The following is a 25,335-nucleotide window of genomic DNA, read 5'->3' on the forward strand; positions in this document are numbered from 1 at the left end:
GCGCGCAGGATGCTCTAGAACGGCGTCACGTCAACCAGCGGGAACCTTCGACCATGACCGATCAGCCTGACATCGCCCCCGGCAAGAGCCACAGCACGACCGGCGGCGCAAGCTACGCACAGGCCGGCGTGGACATTGCCGCAGGCGATGCACTGGTCGACGCGATAAAGCCCGCAGCCAAGGCGACAAACCGCCCCGGCACCATGGGCGGCCTCGGCGGCTTCGGCGCCCTGTTCGATCTCAAGGCCGCAGGCTTCACCGATCCCGTTCTCGTCAGCTGCACCGATGGCGTCGGCACCAAGCTGATGGTCGCCATCGAAGCCGACAAACACGATGACGTTGGGATCGACCTCGTGGCCATGTGCGTCAACGATCTCGTCGTGCAGGGCGCTACCCCGCTGTTTTTCCTGGACTACCTCGCCACGGGCAAGCTCTCGGTCGAAGCCGCTGCCATGGTTGTGAAAGGCATCGCCAAGGGCTGCGCCGAATCTGGCTGCGCCCTCGTCGGCGGCGAAACGGCTGAAATGCCCGGCATGTATGCCCCCGGCCATTACGATCTCGCAGGTTTCAGCGTCGGCGCGGCCGAGCGTAACAGCCTGCTCCCGGCCAACATCGCCGAAGGTGACACGCTGATCGGCCTGCCCTCTTCCGGCGTCCATTCCAACGGCTTCTCGCTGGTCCGCGAAGTCGTGCGCCGCTCCGGCCTCGGCTGGAACGATCCGGCCCCCTTCGCCGAAGGACACACCCTCGCCGAAGCCCTGCTGACACCGACCAAACTCTATGTCCGCACGGTTCTGGACCTGCACGCCAAGGGCCTGCTCCACGGCTGCGCCCACATCACCGGCGGCGGCCTGCCCGGCAACCTGCCCCGCGTCCTGCCCGAAGGCCTTGGCGTCCGTGTCGACGGCTCCGCATGGGTCGTTCCGTCCGTCTTCCGCTGGCTGGCCGAAACCGGCAACGTGGCTGCCGACGAAATGCTCCGCGTCTTCAACTGCGGCATCGGCATGGTCCTCGTCACGTCCGAGCCCGAGAAGGTCATGGCCGAGCTGGATGCCCGCGGCGAAACCGGTTTCCTCATGGGCCAGATCGTCCGCTCTGATGATGCCTACACCCTGACCGCGCCGGTCTCCTTCGCATGAAGAAGCCGCACTCGAAAGCCAGAGCCAAGGCCACGCCCAAAAAAACCGAAAAAGTCCCCGTCGCGGTCCTGATCAGCGGCCGCGGCAGCAATATGCGCGCCCTGATCGAAGCCTGTGCCAGGCCGGACTACCCCGCCGAAATCGTGCTGGTCCTCAGCAACCGTCCCGATGCGCCTGGCCTTGAAGTCGCCGCAGAAGCTGGCCTGAAAACCCTCGTCATCGACCACAAGCCTTTCGGGACGGACCGCGAGGCCCATGAACGCGAAATCGACGCCGCCCTTCAGGCTTCCGGCGCCATGCTGGTCGTCCTCGCGGGCTATATGCGCGTTCTGACGCCTTGGCTGGTCAATGCGTGGGAAGACAGGATGCTCAACATCCACCCGAGCCTCCTGCCCGCCTTCCCCGGCCTGCACACCCACGAAGCAGCCATCAAGGCTGGCGCAAAGGAACATGGCTGTACCGTCCATCTGGTGACATCCGGCGTGGACGAAGGCCCCATCCTCGGTCAGGCCAGCGTTCCCGTGCTGGAAACTGACACCCCCGAAACCCTCGCCGCCCGCGTTCTGGAACAGGAACATCTCCTCTATCCGGATGTACTGGAAATGATTTGCGACGTCTTTGCAAAATAAAGCCTTACGACATCACCTACTCTTATTTTGTTTCTTACTGGATTGAATAAATTATATTGAGCAGGAATATTTCTGGAGTTGATTGCAGTATTTTCGGGTGTGTTTAGTATAAATTACATCCCGGCGTGATTACGAGGCTGTTCATCCGGATGAACAGTCCTGATCCGTCAGAAAATGACACTTTAGCTATTCCCGTCCTATCTGCCGCGTCGATTATTTGTGTAGCGGAACATTTAGTTTTTTAGCACTGGCTACGAAAAGGGTTGGGTCGTCCCGGGTGAAAATAGCGCACGACTAAACCCGGACACCACGCGCCCAATACCCCTTTTTCGTATGTCCATAAGGCCACCGAAAACGCTCGATAAAACCGTTCACTTGTCTACCTTTACAAGCTAGGCTCTTGCAGGACTCAAACCTTATTTGATTGCGATCGCCTGTATGGATAACAAAACCCTGCGATGTGCCTGCCTCCTGATGCAGCGCAACGAGTCCGAATTACTTGAGCCTTGGATCAAGTATCATGGCGCGCTGTTCGGATACGAAAATCTTTTCATTTTTGACAACGGATCTGACAACCCCAAAGTCAAACGCATTCTTGAACATTATATTACTATTGGAGTTCACGTCGATAACCAGTTTCCCCGCCCAGAAGACTACTTGGATAAGGGCAAAATCCTGACCGATTGCGCTCAACGCATTAACGAAACCGGGGGATATGATTTCTTTTTCCCATTAGATTGCGATGAATTTCTTGCCTTTCATACGGAAGACGGAAAAGTGTCATGTAATTTTGATAAGATCAAAGATTATCTGACGTACCTGCCCAAATCTGACACGACTTACCATGTAATCCGAAATTACCTCAATATTATTGGAAGTCCTGATTATTTTCAGGAACATCCCGGTAACAAAGTCTTTTTTAGCAATCAGTTGATTGTCCCGCTGGATCACGACTTACATCTGACATCATCCTCAGCGGAAACAGCCCCTTGCGAAATCGTGTATATTCACTGCCATGCGAGGCCGTTTGATACCATGCTTGTCCGCTCACGCGACAAGCTGCGTCCGTGGGTAGATGTCGACGATCCCAAAGCATTGGTTACCTTTGAAGCCGATAAAGGAATTGGCTGGAATTTGGTTAAATATCTTCGAATGTCTGAAAAACAATACCTGGATACTTTCAATAAAACTGGAGCAACGCACATTCCTGAACTCACGGAAATCCTCAAAAATCTTGGCTGCTTCACTGATTTTCTTACAGGAAGCCATACTGGGAACACTGATATCCGGATGGACAAACTCTCAATTCCAAATGTTCTGCATTTAAATGCAATTGATCATACTGACGACAATACAATCATACTTGCGATGCCCCGTCTTTCTGAAAAGACGTCATCAGTAATGGCAACACTTCTGAGTGCCATGAACTTCGAAATAATCTCCGCTGGGTCGCAGATTGGCGAAGACCATACAGTTCGTAGCGCACTACAAGCAGGCCTGTGGGAAAAGCTAAGAAAATTTTCGATCGCACAAGCCGAAAAAAACCGACGCCTTGCCATAACTGATTTTTCAGCAGACGAGCTGAGCCTCCTCCAGAGCATTCCGGTTGCAAACCTGCGCAGCCTGATTGTTCTGCCATATCTGATGACCTCCCTCACAGGCAGTCATGAAATCGTAGCCTCTTCCGCGCGCCCCCTTCTCGCCCGTCAGGCGCGGGAAAATGCAGAGACTCTCACAGTCGCTCTTTCAAGCACCCTTGAAGCGCTTCTTGTGGAAGAAACCCTCGTCCAGAATGACCCCCAGGCATTGCTGGTAGCATTTTTGGACTTCCTGGGGCCTGAGTTTAAAGCTGGTCTGGACGCGGACGCTCTGGTCCAAAAAATTCAATATGATTCCCTGCCATGCAAAGAAGAGGAATTTTCGTTCTACGAGGGCTGGATCGATACCGTTTCCGATGATCTCGTAGCCGGATGGTGTTGGCGCAAATACAGCGACATCCCCCAAGTCGTCGGTCTGATTATTGACGATCAGCTTGTCGAAGTCGCAATCGCCAATACATATCGCGAAGACCTTCGAAACGCCGGTATTGGATGTGGCTCTTTCGGCTTCCATTTGCCGCTGCCGGAAAACGGACCTTTCTCGCCAGATCGCATTCAAGTGCGTATTCTTAAAGACAATGTCCGCCTCAGATCATCGTCTGATCCGCAACATTGACGCAGTATATTCTCGAGTAATCACGGCAAACAAAAAAAGGCGCGGACTTCAGTCCGCGCCTTTTTTCTTAGAACAGATTGTTCCTGTCGCAGATTACGGCAGGATTTCCGTCTCGGCGAAGAAGAAGGAGATTTCGTTCTTCGCGTTCTCGAGGCTGTCGGAACCATGCACGGAGTTGGCTTCGATGCTCTCGGCGAACAGCTTGCGAACGGTGCCTTCAGCAGCGTCGGCCGGGTTCGTGGCGCCCATGACTTCACGGTTCTTGGCGACAGCGCCTTCACCCTGAAGAACCTGTACGATAACCGGCTCGGCAATCATGGAGGACACGAGGCTGCCGTAGAACGGACGCTCCTTGTGCACTTCATAGAAAGCACCAGCCTGCTTCTCGGTCAGCTGGATGCGCTTCTGGGCAACGATACGCAGGCCGGCGCCTTCGAACACGGCATTGATCTTGCCGGTCAGGTTACGCTTGGTCGCGTCGGGCTTGATGATGGAAAGCGTGCGCTCGAGAGCCATCTTTCTTCTCCTGGTTAGGACCGGTCCTCGCAGGACCAGCGGGTAAATACCGCCGTTCCACTAGAGCAAATTCATCGTTCCTGATAGGTCTGTCGCAGTATTTTAACGTCCCCTGTTTCTTTTCTTCCGACTGATCGAGGCGCCCGTGAGCCTGCTCACCATCACTGACCTGACCCTCCGCATCGCGGGCCGCACCCTGCTGGACAATGCGTCCCTCAGCGTGGACCCGGGACGCAAGATCGGTCTGATCGGCAAGAACGGCGCGGGAAAGTCCACCCTGCTGGCTGCAATCGCCGGTGATTTCGCCCCCGATGGGGGCACCATCACGCTCGCCGCCCGCGCCACAATGGGCCGTGTGAAACAGGAAACCCCCTCAGGCAGCACCTCCATTCTCGATACGGTTCTCGAAGGCGACCTCGAACGCACGCGCCTGCTTGCAGAAGCCGAAACCGCGACCGATCCCGACCGCATCGCCCATGTGCACGAGCGCCTCATCGCCATCGATGCCTACACGGCCCCTGCCCGCGCCGGGGCCATCCTGTCCGGTCTCGGCTTCGATCAGGACGCCCAGAGCCGCGCCGTCTCGGACTTTTCGGGCGGCTGGCGGATGCGCGTTTCGCTTGCCACGGCCCTGTTCCTGAACCCCGACCTTCTGCTGCTCGACGAACCCACCAACCATCTCGATATCGAAGCCACGCTCTGGCTGGAATCCTGGCTGGCGAAATTCTCCGGTGCGGCAATCATCGTCAGCCATGACCGCTCCCTGCTTGACAATACCGTCGATGCCATCGCCCATCTCGATCACCAGAAAATCAGCGTCACCCCCGGCGGCTACGACAATTTCGTGCGCATCCGCACGGAACAGGCCCTCCAGCAGAACCGCGCCGCCGAACGCATTTCCGCCCAGCGCGCCCATATGCAGTCTTTCGTGGACCGCTTCCGCGCCAAGGCCACGAAAGCCAAACAGGCGCAGGCCCGCCTGAAGGCCCTCGAACGCCTTCCCCAGATCGACAGCGTCGTAGAAGACACGCCCACCCGCTTCTCTTTCCCCGAGCCGCAGCCCCTGCCCCCGCCGATGCTGAGCCTGAACAATGTGACTCTAGGCTATGATGGCCGCGTCGTGCTCAAGGGCCTGAACCAGCGTCTGGATATGGAAGACCGGATCGCCCTGCTCGGCCAGAACGGCCGTGGCAAGTCCACCTTCGCCAAGTTGCTGGCCGGGCGTCTGGAGCCCATGTCGGGCACCTACAGCCATTCGCCCAAGCTGAAGATCGGCTATTTCGCCCAGCACCAGAGCGATGAGCTCGTCCTCACCGACACGCCCATAGACCATATGAGCCGCGCCATGCCCGACGCGCTGCCCGCTGCCGTCCGCGCGCAGCTCGCGCGCTTCGGGCTTGACGAAAACCGGGCCGAAACAAAGGTCGGCGAACTTTCCGGCGGCGAAAAGGCGCGACTGCTTCTCGCCCTGTCCACCCGCGAAGCCCCGCATCTTCTGATCCTCGATGAGCCGACCAACCATCTCGATCTCGACGCCCGTGACGCTCTGATCCGCGCGCTATCGGCGTTCGAAGGGGCGGTCGTCCTCATCAGCCATGACAGCCATCTCGTGGAATCGGTGGCCGACCGTTTTTGGCTGGTCGAGGACGGCACGATCTCGCCGTTTGACGGTGACATGGCCGAATACCGCGCCTGGCTCCTGGAACGTGCCCGCAAGGCGCGCGCTGAAATGGCGGAGCGCAACAGAACCACCACGCCCCCTGCGGACGGCAATTCGTCGTCTGCCCAGAAGCGAATCGACCGTAAGGAACAGACCCGCGCGCTGGCACCGTTGCGCCGCAAAATCCGCGACGCTGAGAGCAAAATGGCCCAGCTCACCGCTGAAAAAAAGAAGATCGAGGACAGACTGGCTGATCCGGCCCTCTATCAGTCTGGCGATGCCGCAGAAGTGACCTCCCTGAACGTCCATCTCGCAGCACTGAACGCCAGCCTTGAAAACATTGAGGAAACCTGGCTTGAGGCCCAGACGGAACTTGAAGAAGCGCTGACCTGAAACCGTCTCGGCCTGTTGGCGAGTGGCCTTCCTCAAAAGAATATTTGTTTTTTACTAACCGTTACGGAAAAAATAACACTCCGGGGTCGGGGCCTGATTCGGCTTTGTCGTCATAAGCCGATCAGCGCTTCTGCCCCCGTCACTATGAGCAGGTAATTTTTCCGGTCCGACATGTGGGTCGCGGGATGGAAAGAGCTCCAGCTCTCAAAACGCTGACGTTCACAGGAGTCATGAATCATGCCCCGCGAATATAATTCCTCATCCGACTGCTATTACAGCCGCCCGTCCCACACTCCGTCCTACGGCTCCCAAGGCTGCTCCTACAATTCCCATCGCACCCAGTCGGCCTCCGGCCTGACTGTCAGCGGCTATGGCCGCACACTTTATGTTCTTGATGGCGATTCCGTTACCAGAACATCTGTCCTGAATGGCGGCACTGTAGTGGTCGGATATGGCGGATCTTCAGGCTCTGCCACGGTCAGCAACAACGGCCTGCAGGCTGTTATCAACGGAGGAACGTCCTCCGGCACGACCGTGAAATCAGGTGGCATTGAGGTCGTCTACGCGGGCGGGCGCACGAGCCAGACCGTTCTTACGGGTGGTGATCAGGTTGTCTATGGTGGCACGGCCACCAACACGACGGTCGGCAATGGCAGCACCCAGTATGTCCTGACTGGCCTTGCCAACGGCACAGCCATCAAGAGCGGCGGGGCAGCTGCTGTTTCCAGCTGGGGCACGATCAGTAACGCCTCCGTCTATAGCGGCGGCGAACTGATCGTGAACTATGGCTCCGTCGTCCAGAATACAAAGCTCTATACGGGCAGCACGCTCGACCTGAATTTCCTGCGTTACAGCAACTATGCGACCGCTACGATCAGCAACGACTATCTGGTCATCACCAGCAATCATACGAAGATCTCTTTCAAGCTGGCCGACAACTACAGCGGTTACAAAAACCAGACCGTGACCCTGTCGCGTGACAACGATGGCAGCACGCTCCTCCACCTTCAGGAAGTCTGTTTCCTGCCGGGCACACTGATTGCAACACCTGTCGGCGAGCGTGCGGTCGAAACATTCGAAATCGGCGACAGCGTGCTTACCCCGAACGGCGAAACCCGTACCATTACCTGGGTTGGACGCGCTCATGCCCGCGTCCGCGCTGGCGTTCCCGACGATCAGGCTGGCTATCCGGTCCGTATCCTCGCCAATGCAATCGCCGATGGTGTGCCGCATGCCGATCTGCTGGTCACGGGCGAACACTGCCTGTTCCTGAATGGCGGCTTCACCCCGGCGCGCATGCTGGTCAACGGCGCCTCCATCATCTGGGACTACAGCATCACAGCCTATGACTACCTGCATGTCGAAACTGACGGCCATTCCGTTATTCTCGCCAATGGTCTGATGACTGAGTCCTATCTCGACACAGGCAACCGTCACAGCTTCACGCAGTCCGGCCGTGTCGTCGCCTTCGGTGGCGCACCCGCGAGCTGGGCACATGACGCCGCAGCCGAACTCGTGACGGATCGCGCCCGCGTTGAGCCAATCTGGATGGCCATTGCGGCCCGTGCCGGCGTAGCGACCACCAAAACCGCCACAACCACGGATGCCGCACTTCGTCTGGAACTACCGTGTGGGACGCTGCTTACTCCGCGCCGTATCGTCAACGACCGTGCCGTGTTCAGCCTCCCGGACGGTGTCAGCGATGTCCGGATCATATCCCGCACCAGCCGCCCCTGCGATATGGTCGGTCCGTTCCTCGACGATCGCCGCAACCTTGGCGTTCTGGTCGGAAACGTGACGCTGTTCGAGAGCGCTTCCACCCGCCAGATCACGACCCATCTGACAACGCAGGCCGAAGGCTGGTACAGCCCCGATGCCGCATCCATGCGCTGGACCGCTGGCAACGCTGTCCTGAACATCAACACCATGACCGCCGCAGTTCTGACGCTGCAGATCGTCACTGCGGGCCCTTACAGCCTCGAAGACGACTTCGCTCCACTCGCTCTAAGCGCCTGAGACCAACCCGGACTTCTGATCCTGCATGAAGTCCGGAACTGCCGACGTCTCTCTCTGGAAACGTCGGCAAAAGAAGGGGGGCCATTGACCCCCTTTCCCTCTGCCCATAAGCCAGTCGGCTACGACTGACCAAGGACAGACCTTCCCCATGCCCATCTCTTTTTCCGATCCGGCAGAACGCAGCGAAACGGAACCTCGCGCGCGGGAACTGTCCAGAATTGCCGGGCTGATTCGCATCACGCTGGCCCTGACCCTGATGCTCTTGGCCATCTGGCTGATCGGCGATGTCCTCGCGGTGATTTTCGCTTCGGCCCTCGTGGCGATCGTCCTGCATGGGCTTGCCCGCATGCTGCGGCGTCACGTTCCCGTCATTCCCTATCAGGGCGCTGTCGCCCTCGTCACCGTCGTGATCCTTATCGCAATGATTGGTCTGGGCTGGTACAGCGGCCCCTCCATCAGCGACCAGTTCATCCGCCTCAAACAGGCTCTCATCACCCAGTCCGGTGAACTCCGAGCGCATCTTTCCGGCTCGACAGTCGGTCAGATGGTCCTCGACCACCTGCCTTCTTCCCTCGGTGGCAACGCGGCTGGCACTGCTGGACTGGGTTCGCTGGGCTCCGGTCTCGCAGGCTCTGTAACGGGCCTTCTGAGCAGCGTGTTCGGTATTCTCGGAACACTGCTGGTTGTCCTTATTGCAGGGCTGTACTTCGCTCTGAGCCCCGCCATCTATATCGATGGAATGCTCCGCCTCGTTCCCACCCAGCACCGTCCTGCCGCGCGTGAGCTGATGCTGACCGCAGGAGCGACTCTCTGGGCGTGGACGGCCGGTCAGGCGCTGGACATGCTGGTGGTCGGCATGCTGTCAGGGATCGGTCTGTCCCTGATCGGAGTGCCACTGGCGCTGGCGCTGGGCGTCGTGGCCGGTCTGTGCAACTTTATCCCCTATATCGGCGCCATTCTGGGCGCAGTCCCTGCCATTCTGCTGGGCCTCTCCCTCGGGACGCACGAAGCCCTGTTCGTCGCCATCCTGTACTGTGTGATCCAGTTCTTCGAAGGCAACGTCCTTGCTCCGCTGATCCAGCGACGCGCCGTTCACATGCCGCCCGCCCTCGCGATCCTCTCGCAGACGGTCTTCGGCTCCATTCTCGGCGCGCCCGGCCTGATTCTGGCATCTCCCATTACAGCCGCCCTGCTGGCCATGGGTGACAAGGCGACAGCCCCACTGGAAGACGAAAACCAGACCCGCCGCGCCGTCGGCGAGGTCACGGAAGAAGAAGAGAAGCAGGCGAAGTAAGCCTTCCCGCGACGGGGCACAAAAAAAGACCGGCACTCCCACAGGAGGCCGGTCTTTTTTGTGCATGAGCCTGCACCAGTCCCTTACTTCGCAGGCTGCGCCCCGTCCGGCTGCAAAGCCATGAGCTGCGCATCTGGAAAAGCATTCATCCGGAACGGACCGCCTTTCGCAAGCTGAACCCCCACGATGTCGTCCTGCTTCTTGTATTTCCAGATGGAAATGATCACCGGCTGTCCCTGCGCCCCTGTCATCTCAAGAACGACCTTCGGAGCAAGATCGGTCTTTTCGCCCGACGGACCCCAGGCCGTCTCATGCGACTGAAGCCAGAGATTGACCTTCTGAACCTCATCACCCGTCAGGTCACGACTGACCGGCGCGCTCAGCTGACCCGCAGTCACTTCGGGAAATTTCCACGCATGCAGCAGCGGCCAGGTTACGAACCAGATGATGCCCACCGGAATGAGGACAAGAGCACCGAATACCAGCAGCAGTTTCTGTTCGCGTCTCACGCCTGTTCTCCTGCCCAGCGATTGAGGGCTGCAATAATGTAGTGGACGTCATCGTCCGTCAGTTCGGGATGGAGGGGCAGCGCCAGAACCCGCGCGCCAAGTCCTTCAGCAACCGGCAGCGACGCCCCGTCATGATGCGGCGCATAGGCTGGCTGGTGATGAAGGGGCTTCGGATAATAAATGGCTGTCGGAACGCCAGCATTTTTCAGAAATGCCTGAAGCGAATCACGCTTCGCTGCATCCGGCAGCAACAATGTATAAATGGCCCAGGCGCTCTCGCTGTCTGAAACCCGCGCCGGGGGCACAATTCCCGCAGGCATCCCTGCATCATAAGCCGCTGCAATCGCATCCCGACGCTTCAGCTCCCCGTCGAACACGTCAAGCTTCGCCAGAAGCACCGCAGCCTGAAGCGTATCCAGACGTCCATTGATCCCGATCCGCTCCACTTCATAGCGCGTCCGGCCTTCGCCGTGGGTGCGCAGGGAATGATACAGCGCCGCCAGATCATCATCATCCGTGAGGATCGCGCCCCCATCCCCGTAGCCGCCCAGCGGCTTGGACGGGAAAAAGGAAAGCGTGGTCGCCTTCGCCTCATGCCCCAGACGGCGGCCATGATACGTCGCCCCAAAAGACTGCGCACAATCGGCCACCAGCGTCAGGTTCTCCTGCACCGTCCAGGCTTTCAGTTCGTCCCAAGGCGCGGGCTGACCGAACAGATCCACCCCGATCACAACCCGCGGCTCCAGATCTTCGGCCTGACGCACAGCCTCAAGCCGGGCTTTCAGCGATTCAAGACTGATCTGGAACGTCTGCGGATCGACATCCACGAAAACCGGCGTCCCACCCAGAAGCAGAACGACCTCCGCCGTCGCCGTATAGGTAAAGGCTGGCAGGAAGACCGCATCCCCCGGGCCAATCTCTTCGCCCATCAGCACCATCAGCAGCGCATCCGTCCCAGACGACACGCCGATCGCATGTTTCGCACCGCCGAACTCCGCCAGACGCTGCTCCAGTTCCTGCACCTCGGGGCCGAGCACAAAGCGGCAATGCGCCATGACGGCGTCCACACGCTTCTGGATACTGCCGCCAAGGCGCACCTGCTGGGCGGGAAGGTCGAGAAAAGCAATCTGCCGTGTCATGGCGCTATCATCTCCGGGTCGGGATGGGAGACCGCAACCGGCGTCTTGCCGTCACGGTTATGAATGAATTCCGGTACCAGCCTGTACAGAATAGTCATGATGGCGCCCAGATCACTGGCATGACAGGCGGCTTCAAGCTCATCCATTGCAGCTGTCGCCACCTTGAAATCGACCGTCCGCGGGGACGCCATCCGCAGACCTGGTGCATCGGTCGGAACCGGCGCCTCACGTCCATGAAACAGCTCTTCGAACAGCTTCTCGCCCGGGCGCAGCCCGGTAAAGCGGATCTCGATATCGGTCTCGGGTCGCAGTCCCGCCAGACGGATCATCTGAAATGCCAGATCCATGATCCGCACCGGATCTCCCATATCGAGAACGAAAATACCGCCCTCTCTGAGACGCCGGTCCGTCGCATCGTTTTCCGCACGCTCATGTGTTCCGCGCACAGCCGCCTGCAACACCAGCCCCACGGCCTCCGGCACTGTCATGAAATAACGCGTCATATCCGGATGAGTGACCGTCAGAGGACCACCGTATTCCAGCTGCCGCCGGAACAGCGGCACGACCGAACCCGTGGAGCCCAGAACATTACCAAACCGCACAGTCACGCAGCGCATGCTGCCATGTCCAGCCCGCGCCCGCATATCGAGCGCCTGACCATACACTTCGGCACAGCGCTTGCTGGCCCCCATCAGACTGGACGGATTGACGGCCTTGTCCGTAGAGATCATCACCATCGCCTGCGCGCCCGCCCGCTCGGCCTCATCCGCCACGATCCGTGTTCCGATCACATTGGTCAGCACACCCTCAACCGGATTGTCCTCAACGATAGGCACATGCTTGAGTGCCGCCGCGTGAAAGACAATCTGGGGCCGATACAAGCCGAACACTTCAGCCATCCGTCCGCGGTCACGCACATCCGCGATGATCTGATGGCACGCAACAGTCCCGAAGCGTTCTGACAGATCCAGATTGATCTGCCACAGCGCATATTCACTGCTCTCGATCAGAAGAAGCATGGCCGGCTTGAAGGATGCGATCTGCCGCGCCAGTTCAGAGCCAATGCTCCCCCCGGCCCCCGTAACAGCAATGACGCGCCCAGCAATCATGCGCGCCATTCCCTGTGAATCGAGTGTCACGGGCGGCCTGTTCAGAAGATCCTCGATCGCGATAGGCCGAAGCTCCACACGATCGGCCGGCTGCAACGCGGTCAACGACGGTGTACGCTGGACATCAATGTCATAGACCCGCGCAGCCTCAAGAATCCGGGCCAATTCCCTTCCCTTGATCTCCCCCGCCGTGATCACCAGCGCATCCGGCAGTTTTCCAGCGGCGAACAACCGCTCCAGAATAGCCGGCGTCTCGCCAATCGTTCCCAGGATGGGGCAGTCATGGATCCGTCGCCCGGCCTGCTGCGCGCCACCTGTCAGCAGCCCGACCACACGCCTGTTGTTCTCGCTGTCCCGTTCCATGGCCCGGATAAACAGATCCGCCTCATGGTCCGCTCCAAGCAGAAGAATGCGCTTGCCACCAAGAACCACGCTTTTGCGCCGTGCCGCCAGCCGCCACATCATGCGAATAGCGCCGAGAAAGACCAGCAGAACCAGCGCATGGATAATGGGAAAAGTCGGTGTCGGCAGCGGATAGCCCGCCACGCGCAGCAACCCGGCAAACAGCAGCGCACTCAGAACGGATGCACAGGCAATATTGAATAGATCCGCCACGCCCGAAAACCGCCAGTACTGCTGCGGGATACGGAACGGCAATCCGCCCACCAGCAGCGTGATCCCGCCCCCGGCGATAAACCATAACGGATGCAGCCATCCGCCCGCCGGATCAGCCAGCCAACGCGCAACTGGCGCCGCTGATGCGGAGACGACTCCGTCGAGCGCGACATTGAGAGCGATACGGCGAGCCTGCATCGACGTGCGGGAGGCTGGGCCGGAAGGGGGCATTGAGGCCGGAGACGTGGGCCCTGTAGGATGAACAGATGTCACGCGCCCCTTATAGCGCCAAAAGCCTCCCTCCCATAAAGTCGTCCAATGCCCTTTTCTTTGCAGAACATTAACAGCAGCATCACTCTGGCCTGCATTCCAGCGATTATCCTGTGCAATCTCCTGATCCTGCTCATGATCCGCGCCGGTATTCTGGACCACCCCGTCGCCCGCAGCTCCCATACGCGCCCGACTCCTAAAGGCGGCGGCATTGGCATCGTCGGGGCCTTCGTCCTGTGCGTTCTGCCCGCATTATATGAAGCCCATGCGTTGCTGCGGACAGCGCCGGCCATCACCGGGCTACTTGCCGGCATGATCCTGCTGGGGGCCGTTTCATGGCTCGATGACATGCGCCCCTTCCCGGCCCGCTACAAACTTGCGGCCCAGTTCCTTGCTGCGATGATCGCTGCCGCCGGAACAGGAGCACCGCTTTACGACCTGATCCCATTCGTTCTCGCGGCTGTTTTCATTACCAATGCCCTGAACTTCATCGACGGTATCAACGGCCTCGCCTCAGGCGTAATGGCTCTCTCCGCCCTGTTTCTGGCCAGCGCGGGCATCATGCCCGTTGCATTCGTGCTGCTCGCCATCTGCCTGCTGAGCTTTCTGCCCTATAATTTTCCAAAAGCGCGGATTTTCATGGGAGATGTCGGCAGTCAGCCGATTGGGCTCGCCATCGCCTGGGGCGGCATGACAGGCTTCAGTAAGGGCGCAGGCGTGCTCGTCATTGCCCTGCTCTCGGGGGTATTGTGGGATGTGACGTTCACGCTCCTGCGTCGCGCACGTGCCGGTGACAGGCTCGCACAAGCACATCGCGGCCATCTCTATCAGCTGGCTGTCCGCTCGGGACTACCCGTTCCGTTTGTCACATCTCTCTATTGGGTATTTGCCCTCTGGGGCGCTGCGGCGTTCGCCACAGGTCAGATCATCACAACCGTGCTGATGATCCTCCTGCCACAGCTTCTGTGGACAGGGTATGTCTGCACACGGGCCAGAACCCGCGTGCAGGACCGCTGGTAATCAGCGGAATACTCAGCCGGCGCGGCGGCTGCTCAGACGCTCGACAGAAGCCGAAGCGCGTTCCGTTCGCGTGGAGCGCGTGCCGGAAGCTTCTGCCATAACGCCGCGCATTTCACGCAGGAAGGTCGAACCCTTCAGCGTGCGCTGCACCAGAACGGAACGACGATCCAGCGGATCGACCTTGCGACGGGCCAGGTCAAGTTCACCCAGACGGTCAAGGGCGCGCGTGATGGCCGGCTTGGAAACCTTGAGCTCCAGAGCCAGGCCGCGAACCGTGTGAGCCCCGTCCCGCAGATAGCAGGTCAGGAAAACGGCAAGCTGACGGGCGGAAAGGTCGGGTCCGTCACGACGGACCATGGAAACGATGGTGTCGCACAGAAGGTTGAGCATCTGATCATTGGTAGCCTGGGGCATGATCTCTCTCCTAAGCAGTCCGTCCCTCACCTGTTGTCCGATCCCATAACAGGAGCCGACAGGATGAGGGTCGACGTGAAATTGTTTCTGCCTCTCCATCTCGGAAGAGACCGTGGTGGCACTCAGATGGTGATTCGAAACGCATACGCAAGCATATGGGTTCCAAAACAATCCAGTAGACGATGACTCTGCATCGAAACGATAAAGGGCATATGCCTCATTAAAGCGCGTTTGACACCCTAATCTTTCAGCACTCCGTCGCTCGGCCGCACTGTTCGCAGAGTGAAACGCTTTATGGAAGATCAGGAATTATTGTGAATTCGTGACAATGTTTCCAGAATTGCCCGCAGACCCAACACTTCTCCGCCCTCGGGACGCCCCGAAATGCCACCATCATTCCACGCGTAAGTGTCGATATGCGCCCATTTTTGGCCATCCGGAACGAATTTCTGAAGATAAAGCGCTGCCGTAATCGCGCCCGCCATAGGTTTGGACGTCACATTCCCGAAGTCAGCCACTTTACTATCCAGCCATGCATTATAGCCATGCCAGAGCGGCATTCTCCACATTACATCGGCCGTCGATTTTCCCGATTCGAGAATGAGAGAGGCCAGTTCATCGTCGTTACTGAATAATGCCGGCACATCCGGACCGAGTGCCACACGTGCAGCACCCGTCAGGGTTGCAGCGTCCAGAATGACATCGGGGTGACTTTCCGATGCTTCCGTTATGAGATCACACAACACCAGACGCCCTTCCGCATCCGTATTGCCAATCTCGACCGTCTTGCCGCTCCGCGTCCGCAACACATCCCCCGGCCGCATGGCATGACCCGACACACTGTTCTCGACACAGCCCAGACGCAGCTCCAGATCCACATCCAGCCCTACATCGATCGCCGCACACATGACGGCCAGCATCAGCGCCGCCCCGCCCATGTCCTTTTTCATGCGCAACATCCCCGCCGCGCCCTTGAGATCGTATCCCCCCGTATCGAAACAGACGCCCTTGCCCACCAGAGAAATCCTTGGTGCGCCCTCATGGGCCTTCCACCGCGCCACTACCACGACCGGCTTGCGCTCCGAGCCCTCGCCCACATCCGCCAGACACGGATACGCACTCCGCAGATCATCCCCGTCGACGAGACTGACACTCGCCCCGCGATGCGCCAGCGCCTGACCCGCCATATCTGCCAGTTCACGCGGCCCTAGCAGATTGGCAGGCATGTTGATCAGATCACGCCCGAACCACACCGCCTTGGACAGCGCAATAAGCCGCTTTGCCTCATCGGGCACAACCATCCGCGTCGTGACAGCTTTGGCGTCCCCAAGGCTGAACCGATACGCCCCCATGCAGAACCCAAGCAGCGCGCTCTCAACCGCCCCGTCTTCAAGCCCGTGGAGAACCGCTCTCCAGTCCCCTTCCGGAAGCGCTGTTCCCAGCTTCCCGAAAGCCACCGGATCATCCGCGCGCGCAGACGCCACACACAGAATCGCCGCCCCGACGCCCCCGTCACCCGGCAGCAGCGTGAAGGCCCCGTCTTTTGCGGAAAATCCCTGCCCCTGAAGAAACGCCGCGTGCGCTCCCAGAAGGCCTGAGACAGCCGCACTGTCCTCACAGGCCACCAGATGAACCAGACGCGCCGAAGGCGCTTCGGCGGAGGTTACGAAGGGAAGCTGGGGATGCGAATTCATGAGACTTTCTTCCTCAAAGACCTGCCCCACCCCAGAAAGATCATCCGGGAAGGCTTCAGATGCTTGCTTTTGCCCCGCAGGCACCCGACCATTCAGACATGAAGGGTGCATTCCACGGAACCTCGTCCAGTTACCATACCATGCCAGCCAGCATCCGTGCTGCCCTTGGCCCCACCAATACCGGCAAGACCCATTATGCCCTGACACGCATGATGGCCCATGCGTCCGGCATCATCGGCTTTCCCCTGCGCCTTCTGGCCCGGGAAAACTACGAGCGCCTCGTGAAAATCAAGGGCGAGCGTCACGTCGCCCTCATCACGGGAGAGGAAAAAATCGTACCCCCCGGCGCGCGCTGGTTCTCCTGCACCGTCGAAGCCATGCCGCTGGACCGCAAGGCCGAGTTCGTCGCCATCGACGAAATCCAGCTTGCCTCCGATCCCGATCGCGGACACGTCTTCACGGACCGTCTGCTCTACGCACGCGGCACCGTCGAGACTCTGTTCCTCGGCGCAGAGACCATCCGCCCGCTGCTTCAGAAACTCGTGCCCGGCATCGAAATCGACATCCGCACCCGTCTCTCCAGCCTCGCCAGCACCGGACACACGAAACTCTCCCGCCTGCCGCCACGCTCCGCCATCGTCGCCTTCTCCATGAGCGAGGTTTACGCGCTGGCCGAAGTCATCCGCAGACGCCGGGGCGGCTGTGCGGTCATCATGGGCCAGCTCAGCCCCCGTACCCGCAACGCCCAGGTTGAGCTCTACCAGAACCGCGAAGTCGATTACCTCGTCGCGACCGACGCCATCGGCATGGGCCTGAACATGGACGTCGATCACGTCGCCCTGGCCCAGCTCAGCAAGTTTGACGGCACCGTCCCCCGCCCGCTGTTCCCGCAGGAAATCGCCCAGATCGCCGGACGCGCCGGACGCGGCATGAAAGACGGCACCTTCGGCACCACGGCCGACTGCCCGCCCATGTCCAGCGCCCTCGTCGAAGCCGTCGAGCAGCACCGCTTCGACCCGATCCAACGCCTCTACTGGCGCAATCACGAACTCGACTTCACAAATCCGGCCAACCTGCTCAAAAGCCTGACGCGCCCGCCCCCGCTGCGTGGCCTCACCGCAGGCCGCGTCGCCTCCGACGTCACCACGCTCGAATCCCTGATGCTGGATCCGGACATCCGCGAGATCGCACGAGGCAAACGCGCCACGACGCTGCTCTGGGACGTCTGCCAGATCCCCGATTTCCGCAAACTCGGCGATGACAGCCATACCCGACTCTGCGCGCGCCTCTATACCCATCTGGTCAAGGAAGGCTCCGTTCCCGCCAACTGGATGGAAGGGCATATCCGTGGCCTCGCAAAAACCGAAGGCGATATCGACACCCTCATGCACCGCCTGACCGGTGTGCGCGTCTGCTCCTATGTCGCCGCCCGCACCGAATGGAGCCGCCATTCCGCGATGTGGCAGGAACGCGCCCGCGAGGTTGAAGACCAGCTTTCCGACGCGCTCCACGAACGCCTCACCGCCCGTTTCGTGGACCGCCGCGCCACAACCCTCCTGCGCCGCCTCGACAGCGACGGCGACCGCATCCTGCTCTCGGCGGTGAAACCCGACGGTGAAGTCCTCGTCGAAGGACACAGCATCGGGCGCATCCGGGGCTTCACACTGGAAACCGACGTCGCCTCCGGACCAGACCGTCAGATGATCCTGCGCGCCGGCCGCAAAGCCCTCATTCACGAAATCCCCCGCCGCATCCGCCTTCTGCAGGACGCCCCCGACACTGCTCTCAGACTGGATGTCACGAACGGCGAAATCTTCTGGGAAGATACCCGTCTCGGCCGCCTCACCGCAGGCCCGTCCCTGCTTCGTCCCGCCATCCAGCTTTTCCCGGCCGAGTTCACCCACACGGTCCAGAAAACCCATGTCGAAACCCGCCTGCTGAGCTTCGTGGCCCATCTGATCCAGACAGACCTCAAACCCCTCTACCGCAGTCAGACACTCGCCGAGCGCGAACCCCAGCTCCGGGCCATTCTGCACCGTCTGATGGAAGACGGCGGTATCACCGAAACCCTACCCGAAGACCACGCGCTCCCACCCGCGCTCAGAAACCGACTGCGCAAAGGCGGCGTCGAGGTCGGACGTTTCTCAATTTACTGCCCCGCCCTCTTCCGCAACCGTCCGCTCGTGCTTCTGGGCCTCCTGCACGCCCTGCACAACAAAACTCCACTGCGCCCAACCGCACCCGGCCGCGTCTCCCTGCCCTGGATCGACATTCACGGGCAATTCGGCTGGATCCGGGCCGCGGACACCGGCCTGCGCCTCGACATCGCAGAGCGCTGTATCGCGGATATGCATCACCTCGTACTCCGTCGCGATCATGCTGCCCCGATGGATCTGGCCTCAAGACTGGGCGTGAAAGCCGAGACGCTCCCTGCCGTCCTCAAGGGCCTCGGCATCGCGCATCAGCCAGCCGAGACACCGTCCGCCGCCTATGCAGGACCACCGCGCCCTCTCATGATCCTGAACGATCGCAAGACACGGGCTTCACGCCGGCGTAGAGCTGTGCCCCATCAGGCGCCTCCCAAACGCCCGCTCCCTCCACGAACCGACAGCCCCTTCGCAGCGCTCGCAGCTTTGAGAGAGAAAATCCGTTCATGAGCGAAGACTACCAGCGACTGGACCAGTGGCTGTATTATGCCCGCATCGCCAAGACGCGCCCGCTCTGCGCAACGCTCGTCAGCAAGGGCCGCATCCGCATCAACAGACAGCCCACCAGCAAGCCACACGCCAAACTTCACGTCGGCGACATATTGACTTTTCCGGCGGTTTCTGGCGGAGAAGTGCGCGTGTGGCGCGTTTTGGATCTTGGTGAACGCCGCGGTCCGGCAAAAGAAGCCGCACTTCTATATGAAGCCATCAAAGAAGACGGCTGACGATGCTTGCGTCTGACGCCAAACCTTCGCATATCATCCCGCTCGGATGAAACCGGCCGGATGCCGGACCAGCAAGACGATCGGAGACGTCAATGACCTATGTGGTCACCGAAAACTGCATTCTCTGCAAGTTCACGGATTGCGTGGAAGTCTGCCCCGTAGACTGCTTCTACGCCGGTGAGAATTTCCTTGTCATCAATCCTGACGAGTGCATCGACTGCGGCGTATGTGAGCCGGAATGCCCGGCAGAGGCCATCGTCCCGGACAGCGACAATCGCGCTGCGCCATGGATCGAAGTCAACGCGAAATATTCCACGCAGTGGCCGAACATGACCCGCAAGATCGACGCCATGCCTGACGCGGAAGAGTGGAAAGACAAACCTGACAAAGCTGGCATGCTGTCCGAAGCTCCTCACAAGAACTGAATTTACTTTCAGCCACGACATGCCTCACCCGGTCTCTCACGAGACTGGGTTTTTTTGTGCCCACTGGCCGGATCTATTTCTGCGTTCAGTAAGACAAAAAAGGGCTGACAGGATTTCTCCTGTCAGCCCTTCCCTCAGGTCTCGGAAGAAACCTTAGCGGGACATCATGTTGATGGCAGTGTCATGCATGATGAAGATCGTACCGCCGATAATGACGATCACCGATACCGCAGCAAAGATGAAGCACATCAGATTCCAGCTCTGCTCGGTGCTGGTGTTCATATGGAGGAAGAACACCAGGTGGACGACGATCTGCACGACGGCAAGAACCGTCAGTGCGGCAAGCGCCATCCCCGGAGACAGGGCGTGGGTCATGACAGCGGCAAAGGATGCCACCGTCAGAACCACGGCCAGAACGAAGCCGATCAGATAGGACGGATAAGAGCCGTGGCTGTCACCCGTCATCGTGGTGGTAGGAGCCTGGGTCATTACATCACTCCTGCGAGATAGACGAACGAGAAGACACAGATCCAGACGATGTCAAGAAAGTGCCAGAACAGGCTGAGGCAGGCCAGCTTGTTCATCATACGCTCGGACAGATCCTGCGGACCCATCATCTGCACCATCAGAACGACCATCCAGATCAGGCCGCAGGTAACGTGCAGACCGTGCGTTCCAACCAGCGTGAAGAACGCGGAGAGGAATGCAGAGCGGTCAGGGCCATTGCCTTCTGCGATCATGGAGCTGAATTCGTTCAGCTCGAGACCGACGAAGGATGCACCCAGAACGAACGTAACGGCCAGCCACAGAAGGACCATCGTCTTGTTCTTTGCCAGCGCGTTCAGCGAGGCAAAGCCGTACGTGATGGACGAGAACAGCAGGATAGCCGTCTCGATCCCCACGTTCGTCAGGTCGAACAGTTCCTTGCCCGACGGGCCACCGGCATACTGGTTCCGGAGGACCGCGAAGGCAGCGAAGATCGACCCGAACAGGACACAGTCCGTCATCAGGTAGAGCCAGAAGCCGAACACGTTGGGGGACTCGTGGTGTTCCCCGTGGTGGTCGTCAGCGTGTGCCAGAGGCGACATTGTTGCTTCGTGAGCCATAAGTCTTATGCGCCCCTCTTACTCTGCTGCCTGCGCAGCAGCGATACGACGAGAATAGACTTCCTCGTTGTGCTCGATTTCGCTCACCGGGACATAGTAGTCGACGTCGCGGTTTGCGCTGCGCAGGATCATGGTTGCAACGATACCGATCAGGCCGATGGCAGCGAGCCACCAGATGTACCAGATCGAAGCGAAACCGAGGATGAAGCTGAACAGACCGATGAAGACACCAGCGGATGTGTTCTTCGGCATGTGGATCGGAGCCAGCGGCTTGCCGTGAGCCTTCAGACCCAGCTGCTTCTCGGTGTGGAACGTGTCGAGACCATGAATGTCAGGAATGACCGCGAAGTTATAAGCCGGCGGCGGAGAGGAAATGGACCACTCCAGCGTACGGCCGTTCCACGGATCACCCGTCAGATCAAGGTTCTCGGGCAGGTTACGGTCACGGATGGAAACGTAGAGCTGCGTAAGCTGACAGACGATACCGAGAGCGATAACGATTGCACCAACTTCAGCAACGAGCATCCACGGATACCAGTCGGGGTTGTCGTAGTGGTTCATACGACGCGTCATGCCTTCGAGGCCGAGGACATAAAGCGGAATGAAGGCCAGGTAGAAACCAACGAACCAGCACCAGAAAGCGCGCTTGCCCCAGGCTTCGTTCAGCTTGAAACCGAAAGCCTTCGGGAACCAGAAACCCATGCCCGCGATGTAACCGAAATACACGCCGCCGATGATGACGTTGTGGAAGTGGGCAATCAGGAACAGGGAGTTATGCAGGATCCAGTCAGCAGCCGGCATGGCCATCATGACACCGGTCATACCACCGATGGAGAAGGTGATCATGAAGCCGAGCGTCCAGTGCATCGGAGCCGTGAATTCCACGCGGCCCTTATACATCGTGAACAGCCAGTTGAAGATCTTCACACCCGTCGGGACGGCGATGATCATCGTCATGATACCGAAGAAGGTATTGACGTTGGCACCGGCACCCATGGTGAAGAAGTGATGCACCCACACGACGAAGGAGAGCACCATGATGGAGCAAGTGGCGTACACCATCGTTTTGTAGCCGAAGAGCGGCTTCTGGGAGAACGTTGCCGTGACCTCGGAGAAAACACCGAATGCCGGAATGACAAGGATGTAAACTTCCGGATGGCCCCAGGTCCAGATCATGCTGAGGTAAAGCATGACGTTGCCGCCGGCATCGTTCGTGAAGAAGTGCATGCCGAGGTAACGGTCAAGGCTGAGCAGAGCCAGCGTCACCGTCAGAACCGGGAAGGACACCATGATCAGAACGGTCGTGCAGAACGCAGTCCAGGTGAACACCGGCATCTGCATCCAGCCCATGCCAGGCGCACGCATTTTGACGATGGTCGTGAAGAAGTTCACGCCTGTCAGCAGCGTACCGACACCGGAGATCTGAACGGCCCAGATATAGTAGTCAACGCCGACACCCGGGCTGAACTGCATCTCGGACAGAGGCGGGTAAACCAGCCAGCCGCACTGAGCGAACTCACCGATGAACAGCGAGATGTTGATCAGCAGGGCTCCGACCAGCGTCATATAGAAGCTGAGCGAGTTCAGGAACGGGAACGCAACGTCGCGGGCACCGATCTGAAGGGGAACCACCAGGTTCATCAGGCCCGTCATGAACGCCATCGCCATGAAGAAGATCATGATGGTGCCGTGAGCGGAGAAGACCTGATCGTAATGGTGCGGCGGAAGGTAACCGGGGTTACCCTTGTAAGCCAGCGCAAGCTGGGTACGCATCATGATGGCGTCCGCGAAACCGCGGAACAGCATGACGATCGCCAGGATGATGTACATTACGGCAAGACGCTTGTGGTCGACAGTCGTCAGCCAGTCACGCCAGAGATAGCCCCATTTGCCATAATAGGTGACAGCACCCAGTACGGCGAGACCGATAACAGCAACACCGAGGAATGTACCGACAAGAATCGGCACATCCAACGGTATGGCTGAAAAGGAGAGTTTTCCGAGCATCTGTCGGTTATTCCTTCATGCCAGTGTCGGACGGTGCAGCATTGGAAGCAGACTGCATGTGCATGACCTTGCCCGTCTTCTTGTCCACCATCATGCCATTGTTATACTTGGCAACGATGCCGTCGAAGAGATCCGGCTGGACATGCGCGAAATACTGTACCGGTGCAGCTTCCTGCGGTGCAGCATATTTCGGGTATGTGGTGTCGTCGAGATTTTCGCTTCCGCTCTTCACCTTCTCAACCCAGTCATTGAACTGAGCCGGATCCATGGCGAGGGTACGGAACTTCATATCCGAGAAACCACGGCCGCTGAACTGTGAAGCCTCACCGAGGTAATCCCCGGATTCACTTGCAAGCAGATGCAGCTGGGTCTGTTCACCAGGCATGGAGTAGATCATCGAACCCAGACGCGGGATGAAGAACGACGTCATGACGGTGTCAGAAGTGATCTGGAAGTTCAGCGGCGTGTTCGTCGGAACATCCAGCTGGTTGATCGTTGCGATCCCCAGGTCCGGATAGATGAACATCCACTTCCAGTCGAGAGAGACCACCTGGACATTCAGGGGCTTGACGTTGTCAGCCGTCTGAAGCGGGCGGTACGGGTCATAAGCGTGCGTGCTCCACCAGCTGATAGCACCCAGAAGAGCGATCAGAATGGCAGGAACGCCCCAGATGACATATTCAATTGCGGTCGAATGATCCCATGTCGGGAGGTATTCGGCCTCTTTGTTGGAAGCGCGATACTTCCACGCAAAATAAAGCGTCGCGGCGCAGGTGGGAACCACGACCAGCATCATGATGACGAATTCCGCCACCATGACATCGCGGTTCATTTCTGCGACCGGGCCGCGCGGCTGAAGCAGATCAACCGTACAACCCGATAGCATCAGCGCCGGCAACGCTGGGAGATATCGCCAGAGTTTTTTCATCGGTCCTGCTTTCATCATCCGTTCCGGCTTGCAGTAGTCGCCGGGAAACGGTTTGACACGATAAGGTCCGCATCAGTGCCGCCGAACGCTGCCATAGTCTGCTACCTTTCTCGTTCGTATCCTGACGTCAGGAACCGGATCAAAGATCCGATCCTGAAATTCATTCAGCATGGGACACGGCTGTCCCGGTTCCTCAGGTTTTTTCCGCCTGAATCGCCTCAAAGACAAGGCTTATCACGGATTTCGTGAGCCCTCCCCCGACATGGACCTCAGGTTGAAATGGCTGTTTTTCGCCACATTTGATCTAATTATGACTTTCATTAAGCACGAACATTACAGATTTTTAATGTAAACCCATTTAGAATTCGCGAAAATAATTCAAGACTTTTTTAGTCCAAAAAGCAGAAAGGGGCGGCATCAACTGCCGCCCCTTTCACATTTCCCAGTATCGCTCAGACAGTACTGTCAGTCGTTGTTACCCGAACGAACACCCATGAACTGGATGAGAAACTGAAACAGGTTCACGAAATTGAGATACATTGTGAGCGCATCATAGACGCTCATCTTCGCGACTTCGTCTGAACCAGCATATGCCATGTACTGCTGGTATGTGATCTTGATGCGCTGCGTGTCATAGGCTGCCAGCAGGGTGAAAAGACCCACACCTATTACTGAAACCAGCATGGCAAGCGGCGAACTGTGCAGGAAGATGTTCACGACCGACGCCAGAACGATGCCAATCAGCCCCATGAACAGGAAAGAACCGAGTCGAGCAAGATTGGCGCCCGTCACGTAGCCCCACAGCGACATTCCTGCGAATGTAATGGCCGTCACAAAGAATGTCCGGGCTACGGAAACGCCTGTATAGCTCAGCAGGATGCTGGCCATGCTGGCTCCCATCGCGGCACTGAACAGCAGGAAGATCCCCTGTACTGCTGGCCGGGAAAGCCGGTTGACCCCGAAAGACAGGACCATCACGAAAACAAGCGGAGCAAAAATGCTGATGCCACCCAGAAGGGTTGGCCGCAGAACGATCGCGCCGTTCGGCATTTCGGCAAGGTGAAAGAACAATGCGCGCAGGGATGTCTGCGCAACGCCGTAGGCGACCAGTCCCGTGATCACCAGACCAAGCGCCATCCAGTTGAAGACCCGGCACATATAAGCGCGAAGTCCGGCATCAAGACTGCCCGCTCCGGCCTGCACACCGGCTCTGCTGAAGTTAGTATTGAAAGCCATGACACCTTTTCCAATGAGATGCCCTTCTGAAAAGGGCGCTTGACGAACCCGGGAGGGCCGTCCGTACACT

The 25,335-nt window shown here is 58.9% G+C and carries 21 protein-coding genes; 10 read left to right on the forward strand and 11 right to left on the reverse strand.

Going from position 1 to position 25,335, the window contains the following annotated elements; translation table 11 throughout:
* Nucleotides 1–53: 53 nt before the first annotated feature.
* From purM to JK202_RS08705, 3 genes are all read left to right on the forward strand, one after another.
* Nucleotides 54–1,139, forward strand: coding sequence for a phosphoribosylformylglycinamidine cyclo-ligase (gene purM, locus JK202_RS08695; RefSeq protein ID WP_211560205.1), 1,086 nt, complete (start codon nucleotides 54–56; stop codon nucleotides 1,137–1,139).
* Complete coding sequence (gene purN / locus JK202_RS08700; RefSeq protein ID WP_211560206.1) at nucleotides 1,136–1,768, forward strand: phosphoribosylglycinamide formyltransferase; 633 nt, start codon at nucleotides 1,136–1,138, stop codon at nucleotides 1,766–1,768. The genes purM and purN overlap by 4 nt, the downstream gene beginning before the upstream one ends.
* Before the next feature lie 420 nt (nucleotides 1,769–2,188).
* Nucleotides 2,189–3,982, forward strand: a complete 1,794-nt coding sequence (locus JK202_RS08705; protein WP_211560209.1) for a glycosyltransferase family 2 protein — start codon at nucleotides 2,189–2,191, stop codon at nucleotides 3,980–3,982.
* Between the two features lie 93 nt (nucleotides 3,983–4,075).
* Here the strand turns inward: JK202_RS08705 and ndk are convergent, their stop codons facing one another.
* Nucleotides 4,076–4,498: a nucleoside-diphosphate kinase gene (gene ndk / locus JK202_RS08710; RefSeq protein WP_211560211.1), complete on the reverse strand. Its 423-nt coding sequence runs from the start codon at nucleotides 4,496–4,498 to the stop codon at nucleotides 4,076–4,078.
* Nucleotides 4,499–4,643: 145 nt separating this feature from the next.
* Here ndk and JK202_RS08715 point away from each other — a divergent pair, with 145 nt between their 5' ends.
* The 3 genes from JK202_RS08715 to JK202_RS08725 all read left to right on the forward strand — a co-directional run bounded on the left by JK202_RS08715 (nucleotide 4,644) and on the right by JK202_RS08725 (nucleotide 9,861).
* Nucleotides 4,644–6,551, forward strand: coding sequence for an ABC-F family ATP-binding cassette domain-containing protein (locus tag JK202_RS08715; RefSeq protein ID WP_211560213.1), 1,908 nt, complete (start codon nucleotides 4,644–4,646; stop codon nucleotides 6,549–6,551).
* 237 nt (nucleotides 6,552–6,788) lie between these two features.
* Nucleotides 6,789–8,567, forward strand: a complete 1,779-nt coding sequence (locus tag JK202_RS08720; RefSeq protein WP_211560215.1) for a Hint domain-containing protein — start codon at nucleotides 6,789–6,791, stop codon at nucleotides 8,565–8,567.
* 148 nt (nucleotides 8,568–8,715) lie between these two features.
* The gene (locus JK202_RS08725) at nucleotides 8,716–9,861 is read left to right on the forward strand and encodes an AI-2E family transporter (RefSeq protein ID WP_211560217.1); all 1,146 of its coding nucleotides are present in this window, start codon (nucleotides 8,716–8,718) and stop codon (nucleotides 9,859–9,861) included.
* Between the two features lie 83 nt (nucleotides 9,862–9,944).
* On the opposite strand, the gene JK202_RS08730 is transcribed toward JK202_RS08725, so the two are convergent.
* Genes JK202_RS08730 through JK202_RS08740 form a run of 3 tightly spaced genes read right to left on the reverse strand, consistent with a single transcriptional unit; the run spans nucleotide 9,945 to nucleotide 13,464 of the window.
* A complete protein-coding gene (locus JK202_RS08730; protein WP_211560219.1) occupies nucleotides 9,945–10,370 on the reverse strand; it encodes a hypothetical protein in 426 nt (141 codons plus the stop codon).
* Nucleotides 10,367–11,509 (reverse strand): DegT/DnrJ/EryC1/StrS aminotransferase family protein, encoded by a 1,143-nt coding sequence (locus tag JK202_RS08735; protein ID WP_211560221.1) that lies wholly within the window; start codon nucleotides 11,507–11,509, stop codon nucleotides 10,367–10,369. The genes JK202_RS08730 and JK202_RS08735 overlap by 4 nt, the downstream gene beginning before the upstream one ends.
* On the reverse strand, nucleotides 11,506–13,464 hold the full coding sequence (locus JK202_RS08740; protein WP_211560290.1) for a nucleoside-diphosphate sugar epimerase/dehydratase: 1,959 nt from the start codon (nucleotides 13,462–13,464) through the stop codon (nucleotides 11,506–11,508). The genes JK202_RS08735 and JK202_RS08740 overlap by 4 nt, the downstream gene beginning before the upstream one ends.
* Before the next feature lie 87 nt (nucleotides 13,465–13,551).
* Here JK202_RS08740 and JK202_RS08745 point away from each other — a divergent pair, with 87 nt between their 5' ends.
* On the forward strand, nucleotides 13,552–14,523 hold the full coding sequence (locus JK202_RS08745; protein ID WP_211560223.1) for a glycosyltransferase family 4 protein: 972 nt from the start codon (nucleotides 13,552–13,554) through the stop codon (nucleotides 14,521–14,523).
* A gap of 12 nt (nucleotides 14,524–14,535) precedes the next feature.
* Here the strand turns inward: JK202_RS08745 and JK202_RS08750 are convergent, their stop codons facing one another.
* Complete coding sequence (locus JK202_RS08750; protein ID WP_211560225.1) at nucleotides 14,536–14,937, reverse strand: MarR family transcriptional regulator; 402 nt, start codon at nucleotides 14,935–14,937, stop codon at nucleotides 14,536–14,538.
* Between the two features lie 302 nt (nucleotides 14,938–15,239).
* Entirely contained in the window at nucleotides 15,240–16,631 is a 1,392-nt protein-coding gene (locus JK202_RS08755) for a leucyl aminopeptidase family protein (RefSeq protein WP_211560227.1), read from the reverse strand.
* Nucleotides 16,632–16,690: 59 nt separating this feature from the next.
* On the opposite strand from JK202_RS08755, the gene JK202_RS08760 reads away from it, so the two are divergent.
* The 3 genes from JK202_RS08760 to fdxA all read left to right on the forward strand — a co-directional run bounded on the left by JK202_RS08760 (nucleotide 16,691) and on the right by fdxA (nucleotide 19,988).
* Entirely contained in the window at nucleotides 16,691–19,288 is a 2,598-nt protein-coding gene (locus tag JK202_RS08760) for a DEAD/DEAH box helicase (RefSeq protein WP_249199836.1), read from the forward strand.
* Nucleotides 19,285–19,563, forward strand: coding sequence for an RNA-binding S4 domain-containing protein (locus JK202_RS08765; protein WP_211560229.1), 279 nt, complete (start codon nucleotides 19,285–19,287; stop codon nucleotides 19,561–19,563). The genes JK202_RS08760 and JK202_RS08765 overlap by 4 nt, the downstream gene beginning before the upstream one ends.
* A gap of 92 nt (nucleotides 19,564–19,655) precedes the next feature.
* The gene (gene fdxA / locus JK202_RS08770) at nucleotides 19,656–19,988 is read left to right on the forward strand and encodes a ferredoxin FdxA (protein WP_211560230.1); all 333 of its coding nucleotides are present in this window, start codon (nucleotides 19,656–19,658) and stop codon (nucleotides 19,986–19,988) included.
* A gap of 153 nt (nucleotides 19,989–20,141) precedes the next feature.
* Here fdxA and cyoD read toward each other — a convergent pair whose 3' ends face one another.
* From cyoD to JK202_RS08795, 5 genes are all read right to left on the reverse strand, one after another.
* Nucleotides 20,142–20,477, reverse strand: a complete 336-nt coding sequence (gene cyoD, locus JK202_RS08775) for a cytochrome o ubiquinol oxidase subunit IV (RefSeq protein WP_211560232.1) — start codon at nucleotides 20,475–20,477, stop codon at nucleotides 20,142–20,144.
* A complete protein-coding gene (cyoC, locus tag JK202_RS08780) occupies nucleotides 20,477–21,094 on the reverse strand; it encodes a cytochrome o ubiquinol oxidase subunit III (protein ID WP_211560234.1) in 618 nt (205 codons plus the stop codon). The genes cyoD and cyoC overlap by 1 nt, the downstream gene beginning before the upstream one ends.
* A gap of 18 nt (nucleotides 21,095–21,112) precedes the next feature.
* Entirely contained in the window at nucleotides 21,113–23,101 is a 1,989-nt protein-coding gene (gene cyoB, locus JK202_RS08785) for a cytochrome o ubiquinol oxidase subunit I (protein WP_211560236.1), read from the reverse strand.
* 7 nt (nucleotides 23,102–23,108) lie between these two features.
* On the reverse strand, nucleotides 23,109–24,047 hold the full coding sequence (gene cyoA, locus JK202_RS08790) for a ubiquinol oxidase subunit II (RefSeq protein WP_211560238.1): 939 nt from the start codon (nucleotides 24,045–24,047) through the stop codon (nucleotides 23,109–23,111).
* A gap of 447 nt (nucleotides 24,048–24,494) precedes the next feature.
* Complete coding sequence (locus tag JK202_RS08795; protein ID WP_211560240.1) at nucleotides 24,495–25,265, reverse strand: Bax inhibitor-1/YccA family protein; 771 nt, start codon at nucleotides 25,263–25,265, stop codon at nucleotides 24,495–24,497.
* Nucleotides 25,266–25,335 lie beyond the last annotated feature (70 nt).

The sequence above is a fragment of the Gluconobacter sp. Dm-62 genome (assembly GCF_018256155.1).
In the GTDB taxonomy this organism is placed as follows: Bacteria; Pseudomonadota; Alphaproteobacteria; order Acetobacterales; family Acetobacteraceae; genus Gluconobacter.